Consider the following 23,110-nt stretch of genomic DNA (forward strand, 5'->3'; position numbering starts at 1 on the left):
TCCCTCTATGGAGCTTGGGCCATGGTCGCCGCGCTTTAGTTTCGATGGATATCTGAAAACGACCTATTGCGAGCGATAAGCCCTGCCCGCGTCGCGGTCTTTCTCCTGCTGCCAGGCGCGCTCGCGGTCATCCCAGTGATTGTCCTTGTAGTCGCGTAACTCTTCGTTTTCGCGCATGGCCTTGCACTGGCGGAAACCATCTTCCCAGCCTTCTGCATACAGACGGTCTTTCAAATAGCGCGGCACGTTCTTGCGAAATTCCCCGGTGATCACCCCGGCAGCCTGGCGACCGCTGCTGCAACCGTCATCAAAACCATCGGCAAAGGCCGGTGGATACCCCTTGGCCAGCAACTCCTGATGGGTTGATTGGCAACCCGACATCACCACCACTGCACACAGCATCACTGCATACCGCCACATCGCTTGCTCCCTGGCCGTTTCACGGCTGATACGGGAAGTCTAGATAGGGATTTGTCGGGGCGGTGTGAAAGGGCGGTGAGAAATGTGTTGGCGGTAGGGGATGACGTCACCCAAGCGATGGCAACGAGAAGCGCTGCCCGTGTGGCAAGCCCTAATGCCTGTCAGTTAAGAGATAGAACGAGCAAACACTAAGTAACCTGTGGCGAGCGGGCTTGCCCCGCGTTGGGCTGCGCAGCAGCCCCAAAACCTGGCGATTTAATATGCCTGGATAAGCGCGGTGGCCTTATTGGGGCTGCTTCGCAGCCCAACGCGGGGCAAGCCCGCTCGCCACAGTTTCAGTGTTCCGCCTTAACTGACTGGATTAGCTGTGCGGCTCTGCCGCTTTTGTCAGGACCGCATGTTCCGCCAATTCCTGCTGTATAAACGCCGCGATCATCGCGCGATAGACCTGTTCGGTCACCTCGGGATTGGCGTCCACGGTCTGCGCCAGGTCCCGCACCTTGGCGATCACCTGTTCCACCCGCTGCGGGGCCTTGACGCCATCGGTGTCTTTTTTGAAGCGTGCGGCCTGGGAGACGTAGCGGCCGCGCTCGGCCAGCAGGGTGACGATTTGCTGGTCGAGGCGGTCGATGTTGTCGCGGACTTGTTCAAGGGTGGTGCAGGTAACGGCCATGTTGAGTGAACTCCTGATTGTGCGGGCCATGCTAACAAAAAAATCTGGGGGCCAATCCCCTGCCACATTTTTGAGCATCGCCAGGCTTTAATCAGTAGTGATACCACTTCACCTCAAGCATCACTTCATTCACCGGCGTCGATAAGTGGCTGTACTCACGCTGGGCACTCAGGCGCAGGCCGAGGTTGCGTGACAGTTCCCACTGTTGGTTCAAGCTGAGGCTGCGGCGCACTTCGCCATTGGTGAAGAAATCACCCTTGGCTTCCAGGCTCAGGTTGCCCAGCGGGTTTTTCCACAGCACGCCAGTATTGAAGCCGGCAGCGGGGGAGATGGCTTCGCTGAAGTCGTTGTTGTGTTCCACGCGCACGGTGCCAAGGGCAAAGCCGAGCATGTCATCGCTCAGTTGCCAGGTGCCACCGGCGCCACCGTTGACGTGGGCCACGAGGGTTTCGTCGTCGTGTTTGCCCGGTACGCGCTCCAGGCCGCCGGTGACTTGCCATGACCACGGTTGCAGCAACGCGTTGCGAGGCGTCAGCGAGCGGATGGTGGCCAGGTCCAGTTGCTGCAGTTGCCAGTGGTTGCCTTCGTACTGGCGCAGTTTCATTTGCAGGATTTCAATCTGCGCGCCGAGAGGGAAACCTTCTGCGTTGTCGTTGAGGTCGTGGTAGGCCATGCGCAGGCCGTATTCGCCGAAGGTCTTGTCACCCCGGGTACCGATGCCGGCCTGCCAGGTGCGCGACTCATGGCCGTTCTCGGGCAGGCCGGGGCGCTCGACCTTCAGGTCGGGCGCGGGGTTCTGGTTGATCGCGCGCAGCAATTCGAAGCTGCGCTGGGAGCGTTCGGTGTCGCGCTCCAGGCCGTTGGCGCGGTAGCGGCCAAGGCGGTAGGCGGCGTCGATGATCAGGGCCTGGCGTTCGCGGGGCAGGGCTTTGAACGCAGGCTCCTGCAATTGCTTCTGGTCATCGCTGACTTTCAGTACCCATTGCTGTTCATCGCTGTCCAGCGGCTTGGCGCGTTCGAGCAGCTCGCGCTCACGGGACGGCCGGTAGTCGATTTTCTCGACCAGCCCGGCCTCTTTCACCGCCTTGACCGTGTCGGTCGGGATCGCGGTGAGCGGGAACTGTTCAGTCAGGCGCAGGCCGGGTCGGGCCACTTGCAGCAGTTCGAGCAGGCGATAAGAGCAGTTTTCGTCGAAGAAGAAGTAGTCGAACTGGATCTGCTTGAGTTCCCACACGTGTTCGACCATGCGCTTGGTCTCGACTTCAGTGAGGTTCAGGCGGTACTCCCACAGGTCACGGTTTTCCAGGCTGCGGTATTCGGAGAGTTTTTCCTGGTAGGGCACCAGTGCGAACAGGCCTGGGTAGCCGCCCATCAGGCCCTTCCAGGCATAGAGGATGCTGTTGTCCGAGCCTTCGATATAGGCGCCGAAGTTGATCGCGTAGCTGAGCAGGGCGGTGTTGTTGCTTTGTACATCCGCCTGGTCGATGCGCAGCAAGGTGTGGCCGAACATGGAGGACGGGCTGTTGAGGTAGGCCGCCGGGAAGATCATCACCGCGCTGTGGGGGGCGACATCCTTGAACCATTGCTTGAATTCGGTGCAGTCCAGCGCTGGCAGGTCGGTCAGTTGCAACTGATCCTTGAGCCAGCGGGTACGTGCGGGGTAAACGCATTGGGCGTGTTTTTCACCCAGGCTGGCCGGAGCGTACAGCGCTTCAACGGTGGCCTTGAGTTCGGCGTCCGGGTGGTGGGCGCCGTCGGATGCGAGGAAGAATTTCTTGTCGCTGACATAGCTGCGCCAGCCGCTGATCTTGCCGGCTTCGTAATGGCCCAGGGACAACCAGAACGGATCATTGGCCAGTTGCTGCAAACGTTGGTCATCAATGTGCGGGGCCGCGTACAGCGGGGCGCAGGCGAAGAGTGCCATCCAGGCAAAGCGTTTGAGCATAGGGGCAACTTAAGTCGGGAAAAGTAAGACCCAAGGGGGGGGCGGGTCCAAAATTAAAACCCGCGCCTTGGAGGGCGCGGGCAGGTCGAGCTTAAGCCTGGGTAGCGTATTTCGCCAGACGGGCATCACTTTTCAGTACAGCCAGGGTGTTGTTGTGCACGTCGTCAGCGGTGACGTCAGCCTTGCTGAAGATTTGCTGGAAGTGCTCGTGGGTCACGGCCGCGAAGTGTTCGCGATCTTCTGGGGCAACGCCCAGTACCACGGCGTAGGTGGTCAGTGCTTCACCATTGCCCTTGGCCATGTCTTCGGACAGCTCGTTCATCATGCCATTCATGGCAATCCAGGACTTGCCGCCGTAGGTCAGGGCGCTGTTGGTGCTGCAACCGTTGGTGCCCGAGGTCATGCCGAAGGTGGCGTTACCCGAAGTACCGTTGGTGGTGGACGCCAGGAAGTGCGCTGGAGTACCGCGCTGGCCTTCAAACAGCATGTTGCCCCAACCGCAGTTCGGGCCGCCTGGTGCTTCAGCCATTGCATTGAGGGAGACGACGGTGAAGAGAGTACCGAGAAGGATCCGTTTCATAGCTTTTTTCTCTTTGTGTGCAAACCAATGGACAAGGGTTCAGGCACTTCATAGCGCCTTAGGGGCCAGTTATTAGTCCGGCCCGCGCAGTTTGGAGTTTAGGCAGGTTCCAGGGGTTCCGTGATTTTTTATAAAACAATCAGAGTTGTCGCGTTTTTTTTGTAGGACGCATGCCGTGTCCAGGCTTTCACAAAAAGCGCGCCTTGCCAGAGCGCGCAACCGGGAGCCAGAATGCCGTCATCTGCCCCGCCTGATGTAAGGAAGCCCGATGCCTGATCCTGTTGCTGCCAGCCTGCGTCTAGCGCCCGAAGCGCTGACTCGCCCTTTCTCCGCTGAACAGTTCAGCTTCTCGACCACCAATGACTTGGAGCCCTTTCGCGGTGTGCTTGGCCAGGAACGTGCGGTTGAAGCCTTGCAGTTTGGCGTGGCCATGCCACGCCCCGGTTACAACGTGTTTGTCATGGGCGAGCCGGGCACCGGCCGCTTTTCGTTCGTCAAACGCTACCTGAAGGCCGAAGGCAAACGCCTGCAGACCCCGGCAGACTGGGTCTACGTGAACAACTTCGATGAGCCCCGCGAACCGCGTGCGCTGGAACTGCCTGCGGGCGGCGCGGCGGCGTTCATCAGCGATATCAACGGCTTGATCGACAACCTGGTGGCGACCTTCCCGGCGGTCTTTGAGCACCCGACGTACCAGCAGCGCAAAAGCGCGATCGACCGTGCCTTCAACCAGCGCTACGACAAGGCCCTGGACGTGATTGAACGCCTGGCCCTGGAAAAAGACGTGGCGCTGTACCGCGACAGCTCCAACATCGCCTTCACCCCTATGCTCGACGGCAAGGCGCTGGACGAGGCCGAGTTCTCGCAGCTGCCGGAAGTCGATCGCGAGCGTTTCCACACCGATATTTCCGAACTGGAAGAACGCCTCAACGAAGAGTTGGCCAGCCTGCCGCAATGGAAGCGCGAGTCCAACAACCAACTGCGTCAGTTCAACGAAGAAACCATCACCCTGGCCCTCCAGCCGTTGCTGTCGCCGTTGTCGGAAAAGTACGCGGAGAACGCCGCTGTGTGCGGCTACCTGCAAGCCATGCAGGTGTACTTGTTGAAGACCGTGGTCGAGCAATTGGTGGACGACGCCAAGACCGACGCCCAGGCCCGCAAGCTGCTCGAAGAGCAGTACTGCCCGAGCCTGGTGGTGGGGCATCCGGTCAATGGCGGCGCGCCGGTGGTGTTCGAACCGCACCCGACCTACGACAACCTGTTCGGCCGTATCGAATACAGCACCGACCAGGGCGCGCTCTACACCACCTATCGCCAGTTGCGCCCGGGTGCCTTGCATCGGGCCAACGGCGGGTTCCTGATCCTGGAAGCCGAGAAAATGCTCAGCGAGCCGTTTGTGTGGGACGCCCTCAAGCGTTCCCTGCAGTCGCGCAAGTTGAAGATGGAGTCGCCCCTGGGTGAGCTGGGCCGCCTGGCGACCGTGACCCTTAACCCGCAGATGATCCCGTTGCAGGTCAAGGTGATTATCATCGGTTCACGCCAGCTGTACTACGCGTTGCAGGACGCCGATCCGGACTTCCAGGAGATGTTCCGCGTCCTGGTGGATTTCGATGAAGACATCCCGATGGTCGACGAAAGCCTTGAGCAGTTCGCCCAGTTGCTCAAAACCCGTACTTCGGAAGAAGGCATGGCGCCTTTGACGTCGGACGCGGTGGCGCGGCTGGCTACCTACAGTGCTCGGCTGGCGGAGCATCAGGGGCGCTTGTCGGCGCGCATTGGTGACTTGTTCCAGTTGGTGAGCGAGGCGGATTTCATTCGTCACCTGGCGGGTGACGAGATGACTGATGCCGGCCATATCGAACGCGCGCTGAAGGCCAAGGCCACGCGCACCGGGCGGGTGTCGGCGCGGATTCTCGACGACATGCTCGCCGGGGTGATCCTGATCGACACCGCCGGCGCGGCCGTCGGCAAGTGCAACGGGTTGACGGTGCTGGAGGTCGGTGATTCGGCGTTTGGCGTGCCGGCGCGGATTTCCGCCACGGTCTACCCAGGCGGCAGCGGCATTGTCGACATCGAGCGTGAAGTTAACCTCGGCCAGCCGATTCACTCCAAGGGCGTGATGATCCTGACCGGGTACCTGGGCAGCCGTTATGCGCAGGAATTCCCGCTGGCGATTTCCGCGAGTATCGCGCTGGAGCAGTCCTACGGTTACGTGGACGGCGACAGTGCGTCCCTGGGCGAGGCGTGCACCTTGATCTCGGCGCTGTCGAAGACGCCGCTCAAACAGTGCTTTGCCATCACCGGCTCGATCAACCAGTTTGGTGAAGTGCAGGCGGTGGGCGGTGTCAACGAGAAGATCGAAGGTTTCTTCCGCCTGTGTGAGGCACGCGGTTTGACCGGCGAGCAAGGGGCGATCATTCCCCAGGCCAACGTCGCCACGCTGATGCTCGATGAGAAGGTGTTGCAGGCCGTGCGTGCCGGGCAATTCCACATCTACGCGGTGCGTCAGGCGGATGAGGCCTTGAGCCTGCTGGTGGGTGAGCCGGCCGGCGAGCCGGACGCTGAAGGGCAATTCCCCGAGGGCTCGGTGAATGCGCGGGTGGTCGAGCGTTTGCGTGCGATTGCCGAGATGATCAGCGAGGAGGACTTGAAGGAGGCTGAGAAAGAGCTGGCGCAGCATGCACTGGCGGAAGCCAAGCCGACTTAATGGGCTGTTGTGGCGAGTGCCTGATACTCCGCATTCCGATTGATTGGGGCTGCTTCGCAGCCCAACGCGGGGCAAGCCCGCTCGCCACAACAAGCCCGCTTGCCACAGGGGTTCCAGTTTGATGTGCGACAGCACTACGTCGAAGAGGTAGGGGGGCCTCCCACATTATTGAGTGCATTCCAACTCCACTGTTTCAGTGAGGCCGGGATACAGGCAAGATAAAGGCCTGCAAGTCAGCACACAGGATGCTTACCGTGACCGAAGCTTTTGTTGTCGTTCAAACCGCCGAAGAAGCCGTGGACCGGCTGGCGGCTCTGCATGAGCGTGCTACCGGCGCGCTCAACCAAGCCCTCAAGCAATACCTCAAGGACCGCGTCGAACCGGACGCCGAGCAACGTGCCCTGTTTCGCTACCCGGAACTGCGCCTGACCTACCACTGCCACGGCGAAGTCCCACAGACCACCCGGGCGTATGCCAAGGTCCAGTTGCCTGGGACCTACAGCGTGACCGTCACCCATCCCGCCGCCTTCCGTAAGTATTTGCTGGAGCAGCTGGTGCCGTTGATGCACGACTTCACCGTGACGGTCGAAGTCGGCGTCAGCCAACAGAACATCCCGTACCCATACGTGGTGGAGCAGGGCGACGAGCTGGCCGGCTCCGGCGTGACCGCCGCGACCCTGGCCCGTGTGTTCCCCAGCACCGACCTGTCGGCCGCCACCGATGGTATCGCCGACGGCCTCTATGATTGGGAAAACACCGACCCGTTGCCCCTGGCCTTGTTCGACGCGGCCCGCGTGGACTTTTCCTTGCGCCGCCTGGTGCACTACACCGGCAGCGACTGGCGTCATGTGCAGCCGTGGATCCTGCTGACCAACTACCACCGCTACGTTGACCAGTTCATCCTGCATGGCCTGGAGCAATTGCGCAGCGACCCGCGCTTTATCCGCATGGTGCTGCCGGGCAACGTGATCATCGACAAGAGCATGGACCACGGCGAAGCGTCGGCAATTGCCGCAGGCGTGGTCTGGCACCGTTACCAGATGCCGGCCTATCACCTGCAGGCCAGCGACGGCCACGGCGTGACCTTGGTCAACATCGGCGTCGGCCCGTCCAACGCCAAGAACATCACCGACCACTTGGCCGTGCTGCGCCCGCATTGCTGGCTGATGATTGGCCACTGTGGCGGCCTGCGCCAATCCCAGACCATCGGCGACTACGTACTGGCCCACGCTTATATGCGTCGCGACGGGATTCTCGACCGCGTAGTGCCGCCAAACATTCCGATTCCAGCCCTGGCCGAAGTGCAGATGGCCTTGCAGCAGGCGGCGGCCAACGTCACCGGCGAAAAGGGCGAAGAGCTGAAAAAACGCCTGCGCACCGGCACCGTGCTGACCTACGACGACCGCAACTGGGAGCTGCGCTGGGCCCAGGAGCGCCCGCTGATCAACCTGTCCCGCGCCGTGGCCGTGGACATGGAGAGCGGCACCATCGCCGCCCAGGGCTACCGCTTGCGTGTGCCGTACGGCACCTTGCTGTGCGTGTCGGACAAACCCCTGCACAGCGAAATCAAGTTGCCGGGTTCGGCCAATGCGTTCTATGAGCGTGCGGTCAGCCAGCACTTGAAGATCGGCATCGAGGCGGTCGACCTGTTGCGCACCGAACTCAACTCGCTGCACTCGCGCAAACTGCGCAGCTTCGACGAGCCGCCGTTCCGCTAAGCGGTTGGGATGGTCATTTGGCGGTCAGGCCACTAGCATTGTCGGTCCTGACCGTTAGATGTTCCTTCGCCATGTCCCGTCCCAACCGTCCCGATTCGCGTCGCCCTGGCGTGAAACCTCCGTATTCTGCCGCGCGCCGTGTTGCCAAGGCGCCACCGGCCGAGCCGAAGTTGATCCTGTTCAATAAACCCTTCGATGTGCTGACCCAGTTCAGCGACGAAGGCGGGCGGGCGACGCTCAAGGATTTTATCGACATTCCCGGCATCTACCCGGCAGGCCGCCTTGATCGCGACAGCGAAGGCTTGTTGCTGCTGACCAACGATGGCCAGTTGCAGGCGCGAATTGCCGACCCCAAGCACAAGCTGGCGAAGACCTATTGGGTACAGGTGGAAGGCGAACCGACTGAAGAGCTGCTGCAACGTCTGCGTGAGGGTGTCGAACTGAACGACGGCAAGACCTTGCCGGCCCAAGCGCGGCAACTGGACGAGCCCGAGCTGTGGCCGCGTAACCCGCCGGTCCGCTTTCGCAAGAGCGTGCCGACTTACTGGCTGGAGCTGGTCATTCGTGAGGGGCGAAACCGCCAGGTGCGGCGCATGACCGCGGCGGTGGGGCTGCCCACCTTACGCCTGGTGCGTGTGCGCATTGGCGAGTGGTCGATCGATGGCCTGGACCAGGGCCAATGGAAGGAAGTGCCGGCGCGCTTATAAGGCGCCGGACTCGATCAGGCCGATCACCACGCTCTTGATGATGAACGCGGCCACGCCCAGGCCGAGCACGAAAAACAGGATGAACGAGCCAAAGCGCCCGGCCTTGGACTTCTTCGCCAGGTCCCAGACGATAAAGCCCATGAAAATAATCAGGAGGGTGACCAGGCCGGTCATCATCCATTCTTCAAAGAGGGCGGGGTCGATGTTGTTCATGGATTCTTCCGACGGGGGCAGGCGGCAAGTATACGGCAGTGCCACAGGCGCAACATTGACCTGCGTCGGTGCGTCGCAGGCAGACTTCGTGGGTGAAACACAGACCCCATGTAGGAAGGGGCTTGCCCCCGATGGCGGTGGGTCAGTCAGCTAATCTGTGGCTGACACACTGCTATCGGGGGCAAGCCCCCTCCCACAGTTGACCTTCATTGATCTTAAGTACGCAGGTGGGTCAGCGGCAATTCGGTGCTGTTGAGCACCTGGTTGAGCACAAAGCTCGACCGCACGCTGGTCACGCCTTCGATACGGGTGAGGTGGCCCAGCAGCAGTTTCTGATAGTGGTCCATGTCCGGCACCACCACTTTCAATTGATAGTCCGCATCCATCCCGGTGACCAGGCTGCATTCCAATACCTGTGGCAGGGTGCGGATCGCCGCTTCGAAGTTCTCGAAACGCTCAGGGGTGTGGCGATCCATGCCGATCAGCACATACGCCGTGAGGCTCAGGCCCAGCATCTTGCGGTCGAGCAAGGCGACCTGGCGGGCGATGTAGCCGTCATCTTCCAATTGCTTGACCCGGCGTGAGCAGGGCGAAGGCGACAGGCCGATACGCTCGGCCAACTCCTGGTTGGAGATCCTCGCGTCGCGCTGCAATTCCGCCAAAATACTCAGGTCGTATCGGTCAAGCTTGCTCATTGGGTTAGCCTTTGTCGTAACTATTGCGGTGAATTATCCATGAAGGGTTAAAAATTGCGCAAGCACTGTTTATTGACGCAATCTTCGCAATCATCTGTCGGGGCAGCGCGCCTATGATTACCAACAGAATCACCGCCTGGACAACAGTCCACTGCAGCGAGCCCAATCAGGCCCGTTGCGGCCGCCACCCCAGCAGGGTTGAGCCGGCCTCCAGGCTGCACACTGTCCACAAGACGGCGTGAGGTGAGCCAACGTCATAAGCGTTGAGCCAGGACGAAATTCTCAAGGGGTGGCCGACGGGTCGCCCCTTTTTCTTTGTCTGCGAAAATTGTTCTCGTGACTGATAACCTGTCTCAGAACCGGGCGAGGCTTTTCCAGTCTTATCTATGAGGCCGCATGTTCCAGGCCCTTATCCGCAGTGAGGAATAGCATGAAGCGCATCTGGCGTATGGCAGGTGTAGGTTTGCTGATGGTGACCGTCGGCACGCAAGTAATGGCAGAAGACCCGCGTCCCGAAGGCGGTGGCCAGCATGAAAGAGGGCCTGAGGGCGGACGGCAAGGTAATGAACAGCCGCGCCCGCAAAATAACCAACCGCGCCCGCAGAACAATCAACCACGGCCGGAAAACAACCAGCCACGACCGGAAAACAATCAACCCCGTCCACAGAACCAGCATTTTGATCGCGCCGAGCAACAGCAGCACGAGGGTGGGCAGTGGCAAGGTCGCCCACAAGGGGCTGAGCAGCCTCGGCCAGCACCGCAGCCGCAGCCGGCGAATAACCTGCCGATCCAGGGCCGTCCGGACACCGTCCGCCAGACCCAGGAGCCGCGCCAAGACTATTATCAGGACATCCCACGCCGTAACGATGGCAATCCGCACTGGCAGGCCGGCAATGGTCCCGGCCCACGTCCGGGCGGTGGCTTCAATGGTCACCCCAATGACATCCGCTGGCCGGGCCGTCCCGATGGGCACGGCAATGGTTGGGGTCCGGGCCCGCAGTACCGCCCCGGCTACACCGTTGACCGTTTCCCCGACCGCAACTACCGCGTGCCTTACCGTGGCCAGGACTACTTCTTTTCGGGTGGCTACTGGTACCGCCCGCAAGGCCCACGCTACGTCGTGGTGGCGCCGCCGTACGGCATCCGCGTGCATTACCTGCCGGATTACGCGCGGGAAGTGTGGGTGGGCGGCGCGCTGTTCTTCCTCGCCGCGGGTGCCTACTACACCTACGAAACCAGCACCCAGCAGTACGTGGTGGTGGAACCGCCGACCGCCGTGCCCACGCCTCCACCGGCACCGCAGGGTAATGGCTATGACGTGGTGGCTTACCCGGCGAACGGGCAGTCGCCAGCCCAAGTGCAACAGGACGGCTACGACTGTTATCGCTGGGCGGTGCAACAAAGCGGTTTCGATCCGCAAGCCGTTACGTACGCCCCCGACCCGGCGGTGGTGCAGACCTACCGCCAGGCCCAGGGCAACTGCCTGAGCAGTCGCGGCTACCAGGTGCAGTACTAGGCCTTGGCGCCGGTCACCACTTCCAGCGGGTCGGCGTGCACCAGCACTTCGGCGCGCGGGTAGGCCTGGTGAATGGCATCGGCGGCCTGGTCGCTGATGCCATGGGCCACGGTCAGGGTCAACTCCCCCGGTAACTCCAGGTGCAATTGCACAAACCAGTGGTTGCCAGAGATACGTGTGCGCAGGTCGTGGGCGCCCAGCACACCGGGCACGCCACGGGCCAGTTCCAGCATGTGCTGGCTGACATCTGGCGGCAGCTCTTCATCCATCAGCACCGCAAAGCTTTCCCGAGCGATCTGGATCGCGCTCCACAGAATGTAGGCCGCAATGCCCAGGCCGAACCAGGCGTCGACCTGATGAAAGCCGAAGCCGGCCAACACCAACGCAATCAAGATGCTGCCATTGAGCAGCAGGTCCGAGCGGTAGTGCAGCGAGTCGGCACGCACGGCACTGGACCCGGTCTCCCGCACCACGCGGTGTTGCAGGATCAGCAGGGCCACGGTCAGCGCCAGGGACAAAATAATCACCCCGATGCTCAGCCACGGCGCGCCCACCGGTTCGGGATGCTTGATCCGTTCAAATGCCTGCAACGCAATCAGCACCGCACTGCCGGCGATAAACAACGCTTGCGCCATGCCCGCCAGGGACTCCGCCTTGCCGTGGCCGTAACGGTGATCGTCATCGGCCGGGCGCAGGGCGTAGTGCACCGCCAGCAAATTGAGCAGCGAGGTCACCCCATCGAGCAACGAGTCGGTCAAGCCGGCGAGCATGCTCACCGAGCCGCTGAGCCACCAGGCAATAGCCTTGGTGATAATCAGCACACTGGCCACGCCGACGGAGGCGCGGGTGGCCAGGCGCAACAGCCGGGCGTGTTCGGGATTGCTGGTCATAGGTGGGTCAAATCCTTAGGCGGACGGTTGCAGGCCGAGGGCGGCCAACTGCTGCACGCTGCCCTTGAACTGGATCATGCGCGGGTCGTCCAGCGGCAGGGTGCGGCCGGTTTCTTTCTGGATGATGGTTTGCAACTTGGCGTTGTCGACCTTGCCGTCCGCGCCGATGGCTTCGCGCAGTTTTTCCGGGGCAACCTGGGCGGTCTTGCCCGGTTCGAAGTAGATCGCGCCGGTGGCAAAGTCGACGCCGAAGGCGATCAGGCCAGGGATGACGTAGAACAGCAGGCCCACGGCATCGAGTACGGCGATGGTCGGGTCGATCTTGCCGTCGATCTGGCCACGGCGGTCGGGGTAGAAAATCGAGCCGCAGGCCGTCAGTTGGCTCAGCAGGGTGACGGCGAGGACACCGCCGATAACACGGGAAGCGATACGCATGGAAAATCTCCTGTCAGTCACTGTAGGCGCGAGCGTGCTCGCGAAAGACGTTAACGATAACGCGTACTGCGTGAATGTGTGTGGTGCGCTGTGGTTTTTCGCGAGCAAGCTCGCGCCTATAGGAGACCACCACCGGCACCCGGCAGTTCGCCGTTATACTCGCCGCTCTGCTTTGGAGCCAGTATGAATTCGTTGCCGATCGATGATGTTTTACCCGCCCTGCGTGACGCCTTGGCGAATCGCCATGAAGCCGTGCTGGAAGCGCCCCCCGGCGCCGGTAAAACCACCCGCGTGCCCTTGGCCTTATTGAATGAGCCGTGGCTTGCCGGGCAAACCATCCTGATGCTCGAACCTCGGCGCCTCGCGGCCCGTGCCGCGGCCGAACGCCTGGCGAGCGAATTGGGGGAAAAAGTCGGCGAAACGGTCGGCTACCGCATCCGTCTCGACAGTAAGGTCGGCCCCAACACCCGCATTGAAGTCGTCACCGAAGGCATCCTCACCCGCCGCCTGCAGGACGACCCGGCGCTGGACGGCGTGGGTTTGCTGATCTTCGATGAATTCCACGAGCGCAGCCTCGACGCCGACTTGGCGCTGGCCTTGAGCCTGAACGGCCGCGATCTGTTTCGCGACGAGCAGCCGCTGAAAATCCTGCTGATGTCCGCGACCCTCGAAGGCGAGCGCCTGGCCGACTTGTTGGACAACGCCCCCATCCTGCGCAGCGAAGGGCGCATGTTCCCGGTGCAGATGCGCTGGGGGCGGCCGTACCAGGCCGGCGAGTTTATCGAGCCGCGTGTGGTGCAAACCATCCTCGACGCCCTGCATGACGAAACCGGCAGCGTGCTGGTGTTTCTGCCGGGGCAGGCGGAGATTCGCCGGGTCAACCAGCAACTGGCCGACGCCCTGGGGGAGCGCAGTGACGTGCTGCTGTGCCCGCTGCATGGCGAACTCGACCTCAACGCCCAACGCGCGGCCATCGACCCGGCGCCCACGGGCAAGCGCAAAGTGGTGCTGGCCACCAACATCGCCGAGACCAGCCTGACCATCAACGGCGTGCGCGTGGTGATCGACGCCGGGTTGGCGCGGGTCCCACGCTTTGACCCCGGCAGCGGCATGACCCGTCTCGATACCCAGCGCATTTCCCGCGCCAGCGCGACCCAGCGCGCGGGCCGGGCCGGGCGCCTGGAACCGGGCGTGTGCTATCGCTTGTGGTCCGAAGACCAGCACGACGGCCTGGCCGCCTATGGCAGTGCGGAAATCCTCGCGGCCGACCTCGCTGGCCTGGCTCTGCAACTGGCGCGCTGGGGCGTCACGCCCGCGCAGTTGGTTTGGCTGGATGTGCCGCCGTCCGCGGCCTATGCCCAGGCCCAGGACCTGCTGCAACGGCTGGGCGCCTTGAATGACGAAAAGCTGAGCGCCCATGGCCAGAAAATGGCCGAGTTGCCCGCCCATCCACGGATCGCCCATCTGCTGTTGCGCGGTCAGGATTTGGGGTTGGCGGCCACTGCGTGTGACGTCGCCGCGCTGTTAGGCGAGCGCGATATCCTGCGCGGTGGCGGCGCCGATTTGCACAGTCGCCTGGCATTAATGTCTGGCGAAGAACGTGCGCGGGGTACCCAAGGCGGGGTGCAGCGCGCCAAGCAACTGGCTCGGCAATACCGCGGCTATTTACGTGGCCAGGCGACCCAACCGGTGGCCGATCCCGACCACCCACGTTGGCTCGGTGCCTTGCTGGCGCTGGCCTACCCCGACCGCGTCGCCCAACAACGTCGCCCCGGTGGCGCTGAATACCGCCTGGCCAACGGCCGTGCGGCCTTGTTCGCCGAGGCTGACAGCCTGATGAAACAACCCTGGCTGGTGATCGCTGACCTGGGCAGCCGCCAGGGCCAGCGCGAAGAACGCATCTACCTGGCGGCCGACTTTGATCCGGCGCTGTTCGAGACAGTGCTCGCCGAGCAAGTGCGCAACGTTGACCAACTGGACTGGGATGAGCGCGAAGGCGTGTTGCGCGCCGAACGCCAGCGCAAAGTCGGCGAGCTGGTGCTCAGCCGCGAACCCCTGACGGGCCTGGATGAAGCCGCGCGCAACCAGGCGCTGGTCAACCTGGTGCGCCGCAAGGGCCTGGAGCTGTTGCCCTGGACCCCGGAATTGCGTCAATGGCAGGCCCGCGTCCTGTTGCTGCGCCAGCTCGACGCCGGCAAAACCAGCGAATGGCCCGACGTCAGCGACAGCGCCCTGCTGGCCAGCCTGGAGCACTGGCTCATGCCCTACCTGGGCAAAGTCTCGCGCCTGAGCCATTTCGCCAACCTGGATATCTCCAGCTACCTGCACAACCTGTTGCCTTGGCCGCTACCCCAACGCCTGGACGAACTGGCGCCGCAGCATGTGAAAGTGCCGTCGGGCTCATCGGTGCGTTTGGACTACAGCGAACAGCCGCCGATCCTGGCGGTGCGTTTGCAGGAACTGTTCGGGCTGGCGGACACGCCGCGCATCGCCGGTGGCCGGCAGGCGGTGAAGTTGCACCTATTGTCCCCAGCGCGCAGGCCGGTGCAGGTGACCCAGGATCTGGCGAACTTCTGGCGCAGTACCTACGCCGACGTGAAGAAGGATCTGAAGGGGCGCTATCCCAAGCATTACTGGCCGGACGACCCGCTGATAGCCGAGCCGACCGCGCGGATCAAACCCCGAAAGTCGTAATGCCAAAGATCAAAATGTGGGAGGGGGCTTGCCCCCGATAGCGGTGGATCGGTTACAGATGAGCTGACTGACACGCCACCATCGGGGGCAAGTGCGAACCGTCGCACCACCCCCCCACATTGACTATTGCGCGGCCGGCAGCAAGAACCGTGCAATCACCGGCAGATGGTTGGAAATACGCAACGTATCCTCCTGCCGTACCTTGGCCTCCACTCGCTTGATCCGCGAGCTGTAGAACAGGTAATCCAGGGTGCGATCCGGGCCATCGATATTCGGGTCATTGGGAAAATGCGTCAGCCATTTCTCACGATCAATCCCGCTGGATTCGCTGTTGCTTGGGATCATCGGGTACTTATCCCACAGCAAATGCAGCTCACTGTCCGGCGAATACTGGCCGCGCTTGCCGGCGTCCAGGCGCAGGAACTGCCCCAGCGGCAGCAGGTTGAAATCCCCACCAATCAACCACGGCGTGCCACGGCTTTCGAACTTATCCAGCAGCTTCACCGTTGCCTGCACTTGCTCCAGCACGGCTGAACGCCCCGGGGCGTCGCCATCCAGGCGGGTATTGAGTACCGCCAGTTGGCCGCCATCACTCAGCGGCAGGTAGGTCAGCAGCAACGCCGGCTTGGGTTGGAACTGCCGGCTGATGATATTGGCGGGCGGTACCGGCAATTGCAGGCGCTCGGCGTGTTCGATCTGGTAGCGGCTCAATGTCACCAGCTTGCGGCCGACGCTGCCGAAGATATGCAGGTTGGGGATAAAGTCGGCTTTCCAGTCGAAGGCCTGGGCACTGCACGGGTAGAGGTCGACGAGTCGCTCTTGCAGCAGCGCCACCTGGTCCTGGTAGTGGGAGGGTTTGGCGCCTTCGTCAAGTTCCTGCAACAACAGGATGTCGGGTTGCTCGTCGCGGATGACCCGCGCCACTTCGTCGAGGCTGAAAGCCATGTCTTCGACGGTGGGGCGCTCGTCCGGTCCGCTGCCGTCAGCGGTGTCGTACCAGAACACGTAGTTCTTGCCGGCCAGGTATTGCACGTTCCAGGTCATGACCTTGAGCGCCTGCCCCGGCAGCAGGGTCGGCGCACGGGGCGCGACACAGCTTACGGGCAGGATTTCCTTGTCGGCGGGGCGCCAGGTCAGGCTGTAGATCAGGGCCGTCAGCAGGCCCGCAAGGATCAGCAGGCTCAGCAGGGTGATGCGCAATAAACGGGTCATCGGCTCGGCTTATAGCGTTTCAGGGGTGACACGGAGCATATCACCGCGCGTCGGCATCGCCACCGATCAGCATGAATAAACGGAACAGCACCACACTGGTAAACAATTGCAGGAAGCTATGGGCACTGTCGATCAGCAGGCCCAGCAACGGCGCGGGCTCGGGATACGCCGCCACGCTGGCGCCCTTGAGCAGCCACAGTGGCGTCATGACGCACAGCAGGCACACCAGGATTCGCCAGAAATGCCCACGGGTCAGGCGGAAACTTTCCTTCATCGCCTCCAGCGCCGACATACCGCGCAGCACCAGCAGGTACTCGGCAAACGCCAGCACCACCATCAGCCACAGGCCCGGCAGGAAATACAGTGACAGCCCGAGCAAGATCAGCAGGGTGCTCATCGCCGTCAGCAAGGCGAAGCGCGGCCACAGGGTCAGGGCCATGGCCCATACATCCTTGGTGCGCGGCGACTCGCCACGGGTGCGGGCGTCGAGGAACAGGATCAGCGCGCCGGTGTAGAGCGGGTACACCAGTAACCCCACCACCACGCTATAGCCGGGGAAGGCATCCGGGCCGAGCGTGTGGTCGAGTACCTGTTGCAACAGGGCTTCGAGGATCACCAACGGCAGGCACAGTTGGACGATGGCACCCAGGTTGCGCTGGGTAAAACGGAAAGAGTCGCGCAGTACGTCTAACGGATTCATCAGAGTCATCACAGGCCGAAAAAAAGCAGGGGCACACTTTAACCGATAGGTGCCGTAGGCAAGCAAACGTAAACCTTGAGTAAAGATCATTGAAACAACTGGTAACACCCCCATAACTGACATACACCGGCCCGATCATAGGCCGGCCCCTGTTTTTTACCGGCAATCTAACGAGGTCGCCATGAATAGCGAAGAGCAAACCCTGATCGATGGACTGTTTTCACGGTTGCAGCAAGCCGAAACGGACTCAGCCCCCCGCGACGCCCAGGCCGAAGCGCGGATCAAGGAGCACATGACTCGCCAACCGGCCGCCGGGTATTACATGACCCAGTCGATCCTGGTACAGGAACACGCACTCAAGAGTCTCGACGAGCAGAACAAGCAGCAGGCACAGCAGATCCAGCAACTGCAGGATGAGTTGCAGCGCGCCAAGTCCCAGGCCGCGCAGCCGGCCCCGAGCAGCGGTGGCTTCCTGTCGAGCATCTTTGGCGGCGGTTCCCGGGATGCCCAACCGGCCCCGAGCGCCCCGGCGTCTTCGGGCGGCGGCTGGCGTGAACCGGCACGGCCTTCGTTTGGCCAGCCTGCGCCACAACAGAACTACGGCGCACCGCAGCAGAACTATCAGCAGCCTCAACAGCCTGCCGCGCCGATTGGCAGTGGTTTTCTCGGTGGCGCGCTGAAAACCGCCGCAGGCGTGGCCGGTGGTGTGATGTTGGCCGAAGGGATCAGCAGCCTGTTCAACCACAACTCGCAACAGCCGCAAGTCGTGGAAGAAATTATCCGTGAAGAGCCGGCACCGGCCAGCGATAACAGCAACTGGGGCAACGATGACCAGAAGTTCGCCGGCAATGACAGCTGGGGCGGCGGCAACTCCGACAGCTTCGCCGACAACGATTATTCCGACGACGACTCCTCCTTCGGCGACGACGATTCCTTTGTCTGACGCAACCAGACCGGGGTGCTTGAACATCCCGGTCTGATTTTTCCCGGAAACTTTCCTGTGGCTGGCATACTGGCAACCTTTCCGGGCCTTTGGGTCCGGGGTCCAAGTGGCAGTCATGGGGAAGTGCGGTGAAGAAAATTGCAGTGTTCGCCGATGTACAAAACCTCTACTACACCGTGCGCCAGGCGTACGGCTGCCACTTCAACTACGCCGCCTTGTGGGCGGACATCAGCTCTCGCGGGCAGATTGTCGAGGCGTACGCCTATGCCATCGACCGTGGCGACAGCAAACAGCAGCAGTTCCAGCAGATCCTGCGCAACCTCGGCTTTACCGTAAAGCTCAAGCCGTATATCCAGCGCAGCGACGGCTCGGCCAAGGGCGACTGGGACGTGGGCATTACCATCGACATCATGGACGCCGCCGACCACGTCGACGAAATCGTACTGGCCTCCGGCGACGGTGATTTCGACATGCTGCTCGACCGCATCATCCACAAGCACGGCGTCGAAGCCGTGGCCTATGGCGTACCGGGGCTGACGGCCAACTCATTGATACGCGCCGCCAGCCGCTACGTGCCGATCGAAGGCGCGCTGCTACTCAAATAAGCGCTGCGGCTCAATAAATGAATAGTTAGACGGAGTTGGAACAGGTTTGGAACGTATAGCGGTCATCGACTTTGAAACCACTGGCATCACCCCGAGCAGCCACTGCCGGGCCACGGAAATCGCGGTGGTTATCCTCGAGCGCGGGCAGATCGTGGACCGCTACCAGAGCCTGATGAACGCCGGCGTCAGAGTGCCGGGCTTTATCGAACAACTGACCGGCATCAGCAACGCCATGCTGCGCAGTGCCCCGCCGGCCGAGCGGGTGATGAACGAAGTCAACGAGTTCGTCGGTACCACGCCGCTGATGGCGCACAACGCTGCGTTCGACCAGAAGTTCTGGGACTTCGAACTCGGCCTGATCCGCCGCACCCGCCTGCAAAAATTCGCCTGCTCCCTGCTGCTGGCCCGCCGCCTGATGCCGTCTGCGCCCAACCACAAGCTCGGCACCCTCAACGCCTACGCCCAACTGCCCCACACCGGCCAGGCTCACCGAGCGCTGGCGGATGCGGAAATGGCCGCCAACCTCACGGCGCACCTGGCCCAGGAACTGCGGCGCACCCATGGCTTGCGCGAACTGTCCCACGACCTGCTGTGCACCCTGCAGAAAGTGCCGGCGGCGAAGATCAATGAGCATTTGAAGAAGCATCGCGGGTTTTGAGCCAGCCACAACTCCAAGAACACCGAAGTTCCAAGTGTGGGAGGGGGCTTGCCCCCGATGCAGCGGGTCAGCCGGTACATCTGGTGACTGACACTCCGCTATCGGGAGCAAGCCCCCTCCCACAGTTGACCGAGTAGCCCGTACTGCATGCGGTCTATTGTGGGAGCTGGCTTGCCTGCGATGGCGTCGGCAGGGCCTGCCTGCAAGTCAGGGAATAAATGCCATTACCGATGCGGGTGATCCCGAACCGCCTTCCAGCCCTAGTACCCCTATCACTAACGTGGCGCCCTTGGCCGGTAGCCGGTCGAGGTGGGTCAGGCATTCCAGCACAATCCCATTTCCGGCCAATACCGCATGGTTTGTCGCGAAGGCGGTGCTTTGCCCTGGATCAACCCCGTGGGTATCAATGCCAACCCCGGCAATCTGGCGCTGTTCGAGTAAGAACCGAATCGCCGCTTCACCAATCCCAGGGAAGTGTGAGCCTTGCGCGTCCTGTCCAAAAAACGCTATCGGATCGTTCCAGAGGTGTTGCCAGCCGGTGTACATCAGCACCACCGAGCCAGGTTCGATAAGACCGTGTTGACGTTCCCACGCTTCAATATCCTGTGGGCTGATTTCGTAATCTGGATTGCTCCGGGTTTTACCGTGCACATCGATCACTACCGCGGGCCGCACCAAGTCTTCGGGTTGATAACCATCAATTCCCATCCCGCCGGCATAAAAACTGTTCGGCGCATTCATATGGGTGGCGCTATGTTCGCCCAGGCTGAAACGCCTCAGGAAATAGCCGTCCTTATCCAGCGACGCGACGTCTTCAAACACCACGGGGGGATCGCCCGGCCACAGCGGAATACGCCGGCTGATCGGGTGGCTGAGGCTGACGACCTGGCTGTGTTTAACCACCGTTTTTGCCCTCCAACTGCGCCAGCGGCACTCGCCGCTCTATCGCGCTCGACAAAATAATCGAGGTCTTGCTGAACCCGAACTTCGCTATCCGGTTGATCAGGTTCTCCAGCTCCGGCATCGACCCCACCGCCGCTTGCATGATCACGCACGGATCGCCCGTGACGCGGTGGCACTCGGTCAGTTCGGGAATTTCCGCCAGGGCGTCGTAAACCTTCTGGCTGCCATGGTTGGTCAGCCGCAGTTCGATCACACACTGAATCGGCAAACCCACTTTGGACAGGTCTACCTTGGCCTGATAACCGGTGATCACGCCGCTGGCCTCAAGCTTGGCCACGCGTTCGGCCACGGCGGGGGCGGAGAGGTTTACTGTGCGGGCCAGTTGCGCGTAAGAGGCACGGCCGTCTTCGAGCAGGGCGCTGAGGAGCATGCGGTCATATTTGTCCATGAAAAGGCTCCAACGCCAGGTGGCTTTCGAAAGCATGGTTTATAGCCCTCATAACCATGCTTTGAAAAGTGCATGGGCGGTTTAAACAGGTTTTGTAACTTATGTTTAAGCACATGCCTTTTTAGAATAAGCATCTCTTATATCTGCCTTCGAGCCGCCCAATGCCTGGCCCACGTCGCTTTTCCTTACCGTTGATCGCCGCCTTTTTTGCGCTGTATGTGATTTGGGGGTCTACCTACCTGGTGATTCGCATCGGCGTGGACTACTGGCCGCCATTGTTGCTGGCGGGGATTCGGTTCTGCACGGCGGGTGCGCTGATGTATGGCTACCTCAGATGGCGCGGGGTGCCAGCGCCGACATGGCCACAATGGAAGGCCGCCGGGATGATCGGCATTTTGCTGCTCACCTTCGGTAATGGCGGCGTCACGTTGGCCGAACACGCGGGCGTGTCGTCCGGGGTGGCCGCCCTGGCGGTGGCGACCGTGCCGCTGTTCACCTTGCTGTGCGGGTATTTCTGGGGCGCGCGCAATACGCGGCTGGAATGGGCCGGGGTGATCCTTGGGATTGTCGGCATCGCCATGCTCAACATGGGCAGCACCCTGCAATCGAGCCCGGTGGGCGCCGCCTTGTTGCTGTTCGCGGCGGCATCGTGGGCATTCGGGTCGGTGTGGAGTCGGCAGTTGTCGCTGCCCCAGGGCGCCATGGCCAGTGCTGCGGAAATGCTGGTGGCGGGCGTGACCCTGTTGATCGGCAGCGCGCTTTCCGGTGAGCACCTGCAGGCCATGCCGCCACTGGAGGGTTGGCTGGCGTTGGCCTACCTGACGGTGTTCGGCTCGATCATCGCCTTCAACGCCTATATGTACCTGCTCAAGCACGTCCGCCCGGCTGCGGCGACCAGCTATGCCTATGTGAACCCTGCGGTGGCGGTGTTGTTGGGGATTGTGTTCGTCGGCGAGACCATCGGCCTGGAAGAAGCCTTGGCGATGTTGGTGATCATCAGTGCCGTGCTATTGATCAGCCTGCCCCAGTGGCGCAAGCCCAAGCCGGAAATAAGGTAAACTGCCGCGCATTACGCCCTTGCGCTGAATTTTTCCTACGGTAACTACATGACTTTCGCCACCCTTGGCCTGATCGAACCCTTGCTGCGCGCCCTTGAGACGCTTGGCTACCAGACCCCGACGCCGGTGCAGGCGCAAGCCATTCCGGCGGTGCTGGCTGGCCGCGACCTGATGGCGGCGGCCCAGACCGGCACCGGCAAGACTGCCGGTTTCGCCGTGCCGCTGTTGCAACTGCTGACCATGGAAGGACCGAAAGTCGCCGCTAACTCGGTGCGCGCGCTGATCCTGTGCCCGACCCGCGAACTGGCCGAGCAGGTTCACGCCAGCGTTGCCGAATACGCCCAGAACCTGCCGCTCACCACCTACGCGGTGTACGGCGGCGTGAGCATCAACCCGCAGATGATGAAGCTGCGCAAGGGGGTCGACGTGCTGGTCGCCACCCCTGGCCGGCTGATCGACCTGTTCCGCCAGAACGCGCTGAAACTCAATCAGCTGCAAACCCTGGTGCTGGATGAGGCCGACCGTATGCTCGACCTGGGCTTCTCCGAAGAACTGGCGAACATCTACCGCATGCTGCCGAAAAAGCGTCAGACCCTGCTGTTCTCCGCGACCTTCTCCGATGACATCCGCCTGCTCGCCGGGCAGATGCTCAACGACCCGCTGAGCATCGAAGTCAGCCCGCGCAACGTGGCCGCCAACACCGTCAAGCAATGGGTGGTGCCGGTGGACAAGAAGCGCAAGGCGGAGTTGTTTGTGCACCTGATGCGCAAGGGCCGCTGGAAGCAGGTGCTGGTATTCGCCAAGACCCGTAACGGCGTGGATGCGCTGGTGGATAAGTTGCAGGGCCTGGGCATCAATGCCGATGGCATCCACGGCGACAAGCCGCAGGCCACGCGCCAACGTGCGCTGGATCGTTTCAAATCGAGCGATGTGCAGATCCTGGTGGCCACTGATGTGGCGGCCCGCGGCCTGGACATTGAAGACCTGCCGCTGGTGGTCAACTTTGACCTGCCGATCGTGGCCGAGGACTACATCCACCGTATCGGCCGTACCGGTCGCGCGGGCAACACCGGCGAGGCGATTTCCCTGGTGTGCGCCGATGAAGTGAACATGCTGTCGGCCATCGAGATGCTGACCCGCCAGACGTTGACCCGCAAGATGGAGCCGGATTTCGAACCGGAACACCGCGTGCCCGACACCGATGCCAGCGGCCAGGTGGTGAAGAAACCGAAAAAACCGAAGAAGCCCAAGGCGTCAGGTGGTGGCGGTGGTAAGCGCAACCTGGGCAAGTGGGTGGACAGTGGCGAAGTGGCGCCGTCGGAGCCTTCGATCAAGCCGGTGCGTAAAGTGCCGGTGTTCAATACTGGGCCGCGTAAGAAAAAGTGATTTT

General features: G+C 62.0%; 22 protein-coding genes. 10 read left to right on the plus strand and 12 right to left on the minus strand.

Translation table 11 applies throughout. The features are described from left to right. Positions 1-63 precede the first annotated feature (63 nt). From A7317_RS25225 to A7317_RS25240, 4 genes are all read right to left on the minus strand, one after another. On the minus strand, positions 64-420 hold the full coding sequence (locus A7317_RS25225; protein WP_024077492.1) for a hypothetical protein: 357 nt from the start codon (positions 418-420) through the stop codon (positions 64-66). Positions 421-781: 361 nt separating this feature from the next. Further along, a complete protein-coding gene (locus A7317_RS25230; RefSeq protein WP_024077491.1) occupies positions 782-1,093 on the minus strand; it encodes a chorismate mutase in 312 nt (103 codons plus the stop codon). 91 nt (positions 1,094-1,184) lie between these two features. Then, positions 1,185-3,038, minus strand: coding sequence for a DUF4105 domain-containing protein (locus tag A7317_RS25235; protein WP_069077051.1), 1,854 nt, complete (start codon positions 3,036-3,038; stop codon positions 1,185-1,187). Between the two features lie 91 nt (positions 3,039-3,129). Beyond that, the gene (locus A7317_RS25240; protein ID WP_016973832.1) at positions 3,130-3,618 is read right to left on the minus strand and encodes a DUF3015 domain-containing protein; all 489 of its coding nucleotides are present in this window, start codon (positions 3,616-3,618) and stop codon (positions 3,130-3,132) included. 268 nt (positions 3,619-3,886) lie between these two features. Between A7317_RS25240 and A7317_RS25245 the strand changes: the two genes are divergently transcribed. From A7317_RS25245 to A7317_RS25255, 3 genes are all read left to right on the plus strand, one after another. After that, complete coding sequence (locus tag A7317_RS25245) at positions 3,887-6,325, plus strand: Lon protease family protein (protein WP_024077489.1); 2,439 nt, start codon at positions 3,887-3,889, stop codon at positions 6,323-6,325. A 245-nt stretch (positions 6,326-6,570) separates the two neighbouring features. Next, a complete protein-coding gene (amn, locus tag A7317_RS25250; protein WP_024077553.1) occupies positions 6,571-8,043 on the plus strand; it encodes an AMP nucleosidase in 1,473 nt (490 codons plus the stop codon). A gap of 71 nt (positions 8,044-8,114) precedes the next feature. Continuing rightward, positions 8,115-8,750: a pseudouridine synthase gene (locus A7317_RS25255; RefSeq protein ID WP_069077052.1), complete on the plus strand. Its 636-nt coding sequence runs from the start codon at positions 8,115-8,117 to the stop codon at positions 8,748-8,750. Here A7317_RS25255 and A7317_RS25260 read toward each other — a convergent pair. Further along, positions 8,745-8,954 (minus strand): DUF2788 domain-containing protein, encoded by a 210-nt coding sequence (locus A7317_RS25260; protein WP_025858220.1) that lies wholly within the window; start codon positions 8,952-8,954, stop codon positions 8,745-8,747. The two genes, A7317_RS25255 and A7317_RS25260, sit on opposite strands and share 6 nt — an antisense overlap. Positions 8,955-9,178: 224 nt before the next feature. Next, on the minus strand, positions 9,179-9,658 hold the full coding sequence (locus A7317_RS25265; RefSeq protein WP_003194418.1) for an Lrp/AsnC family transcriptional regulator: 480 nt from the start codon (positions 9,656-9,658) through the stop codon (positions 9,179-9,181). Positions 9,659-10,088: 430 nt separating this feature from the next. On the opposite strand from A7317_RS25265, the gene A7317_RS25270 reads away from it, so the two are divergent. Further along, entirely contained in the window at positions 10,089-11,174 is a 1,086-nt protein-coding gene (locus A7317_RS25270) for a DUF6515 family protein (protein WP_069077053.1), read from the plus strand. On the opposite strand, the gene A7317_RS25275 is transcribed toward A7317_RS25270, so the two are convergent. Both A7317_RS25275 and A7317_RS25280 read right to left on the minus strand, forming a co-directional pair. Beyond that, positions 11,171-12,064, minus strand: a complete 894-nt coding sequence (locus A7317_RS25275; RefSeq protein WP_024077550.1) for a cation diffusion facilitator family transporter — start codon at positions 12,062-12,064, stop codon at positions 11,171-11,173. The genes A7317_RS25270 and A7317_RS25275 overlap by 4 nt on opposite strands. A 15-nt stretch (positions 12,065-12,079) precedes the next feature. After that, positions 12,080-12,499, minus strand: coding sequence for a hypothetical protein (locus A7317_RS25280; RefSeq protein ID WP_024077549.1), 420 nt, complete (start codon positions 12,497-12,499; stop codon positions 12,080-12,082). 183 nt (positions 12,500-12,682) lie between these two features. On the opposite strand from A7317_RS25280, the gene hrpB reads away from it, so the two are divergent. Continuing rightward, the gene (gene hrpB, locus A7317_RS25285; RefSeq protein WP_069077054.1) at positions 12,683-15,193 is read left to right on the plus strand and encodes an ATP-dependent helicase HrpB; all 2,511 of its coding nucleotides are present in this window, start codon (positions 12,683-12,685) and stop codon (positions 15,191-15,193) included. Between the two features lie 123 nt (positions 15,194-15,316). Here hrpB and A7317_RS25290 read toward each other — a convergent pair whose 3' ends face one another. Together A7317_RS25290 and A7317_RS25295 are read right to left on the minus strand one after the other, a co-directional pair. Continuing rightward, positions 15,317-16,405: an endonuclease/exonuclease/phosphatase family protein gene (locus A7317_RS25290; protein WP_024077547.1), complete on the minus strand. Its 1,089-nt coding sequence runs from the start codon at positions 16,403-16,405 to the stop codon at positions 15,317-15,319. 40 nt (positions 16,406-16,445) lie between these two features. Then, positions 16,446-17,105 carry a YciC family protein gene (locus A7317_RS25295; RefSeq protein ID WP_024077546.1) on the minus strand — a complete coding sequence of 220 codons (660 nt, stop codon included), beginning with the start codon at positions 17,103-17,105 and terminating at the stop codon, positions 16,446-16,448. A 181-nt stretch (positions 17,106-17,286) separates the two neighbouring features. On the opposite strand from A7317_RS25295, the gene A7317_RS25300 reads away from it, so the two are divergent. From A7317_RS25300 to A7317_RS25310, 3 genes are all read left to right on the plus strand, one after another. Next, positions 17,287-18,048, plus strand: a complete 762-nt coding sequence (locus A7317_RS25300) for a DUF2076 domain-containing protein (protein ID WP_024077545.1) — start codon at positions 17,287-17,289, stop codon at positions 18,046-18,048. Positions 18,049-18,176: 128 nt separating this feature from the next. Further along, positions 18,177-18,653 carry an NYN domain-containing protein gene (locus A7317_RS25305; protein ID WP_024077544.1) on the plus strand — a complete coding sequence of 159 codons (477 nt, stop codon included), beginning with the start codon at positions 18,177-18,179 and terminating at the stop codon, positions 18,651-18,653. Between the two features lie 46 nt (positions 18,654-18,699). Continuing rightward, positions 18,700-19,311 carry a PolC-type DNA polymerase III gene (locus A7317_RS25310; protein ID WP_024077543.1) on the plus strand — a complete coding sequence of 204 codons (612 nt, stop codon included), beginning with the start codon at positions 18,700-18,702 and terminating at the stop codon, positions 19,309-19,311. Between the two features lie 207 nt (positions 19,312-19,518). Here the strand turns inward: A7317_RS25310 and A7317_RS25315 are convergent, their stop codons facing one another. Further along, positions 19,519-20,214, minus strand: coding sequence for a cyclase family protein (locus A7317_RS25315; RefSeq protein ID WP_024077542.1), 696 nt, complete (start codon positions 20,212-20,214; stop codon positions 19,519-19,521). After that, entirely contained in the window at positions 20,207-20,662 is a 456-nt protein-coding gene (locus tag A7317_RS25320; RefSeq protein ID WP_024077541.1) for an Lrp/AsnC family transcriptional regulator, read from the minus strand. The genes A7317_RS25315 and A7317_RS25320 overlap by 8 nt, the downstream gene beginning before the upstream one ends. 161 nt (positions 20,663-20,823) lie before the next feature. On the opposite strand from A7317_RS25320, the gene yedA reads away from it, so the two are divergent. Together yedA and A7317_RS25330 are read left to right on the plus strand one after the other, a co-directional pair. Continuing rightward, positions 20,824-21,720 carry a drug/metabolite exporter YedA gene (gene yedA / locus A7317_RS25325; protein ID WP_024077540.1) on the plus strand — a complete coding sequence of 299 codons (897 nt, stop codon included), beginning with the start codon at positions 20,824-20,826 and terminating at the stop codon, positions 21,718-21,720. Positions 21,721-21,768: 48 nt separating this feature from the next. Beyond that, complete coding sequence (locus tag A7317_RS25330) at positions 21,769-23,106, plus strand: DEAD/DEAH box helicase (protein ID WP_024077539.1); 1,338 nt, start codon at positions 21,769-21,771, stop codon at positions 23,104-23,106. The last annotated feature ends 4 nt before the right edge of the window (positions 23,107-23,110 follow it).

Origin of the sequence: Pseudomonas fluorescens (assembly GCF_001708445.1) — a bacterium.
Lineage (GTDB): Bacteria > Pseudomonadota > Gammaproteobacteria > Pseudomonadales > Pseudomonadaceae > Aquipseudomonas > Aquipseudomonas gorinensis.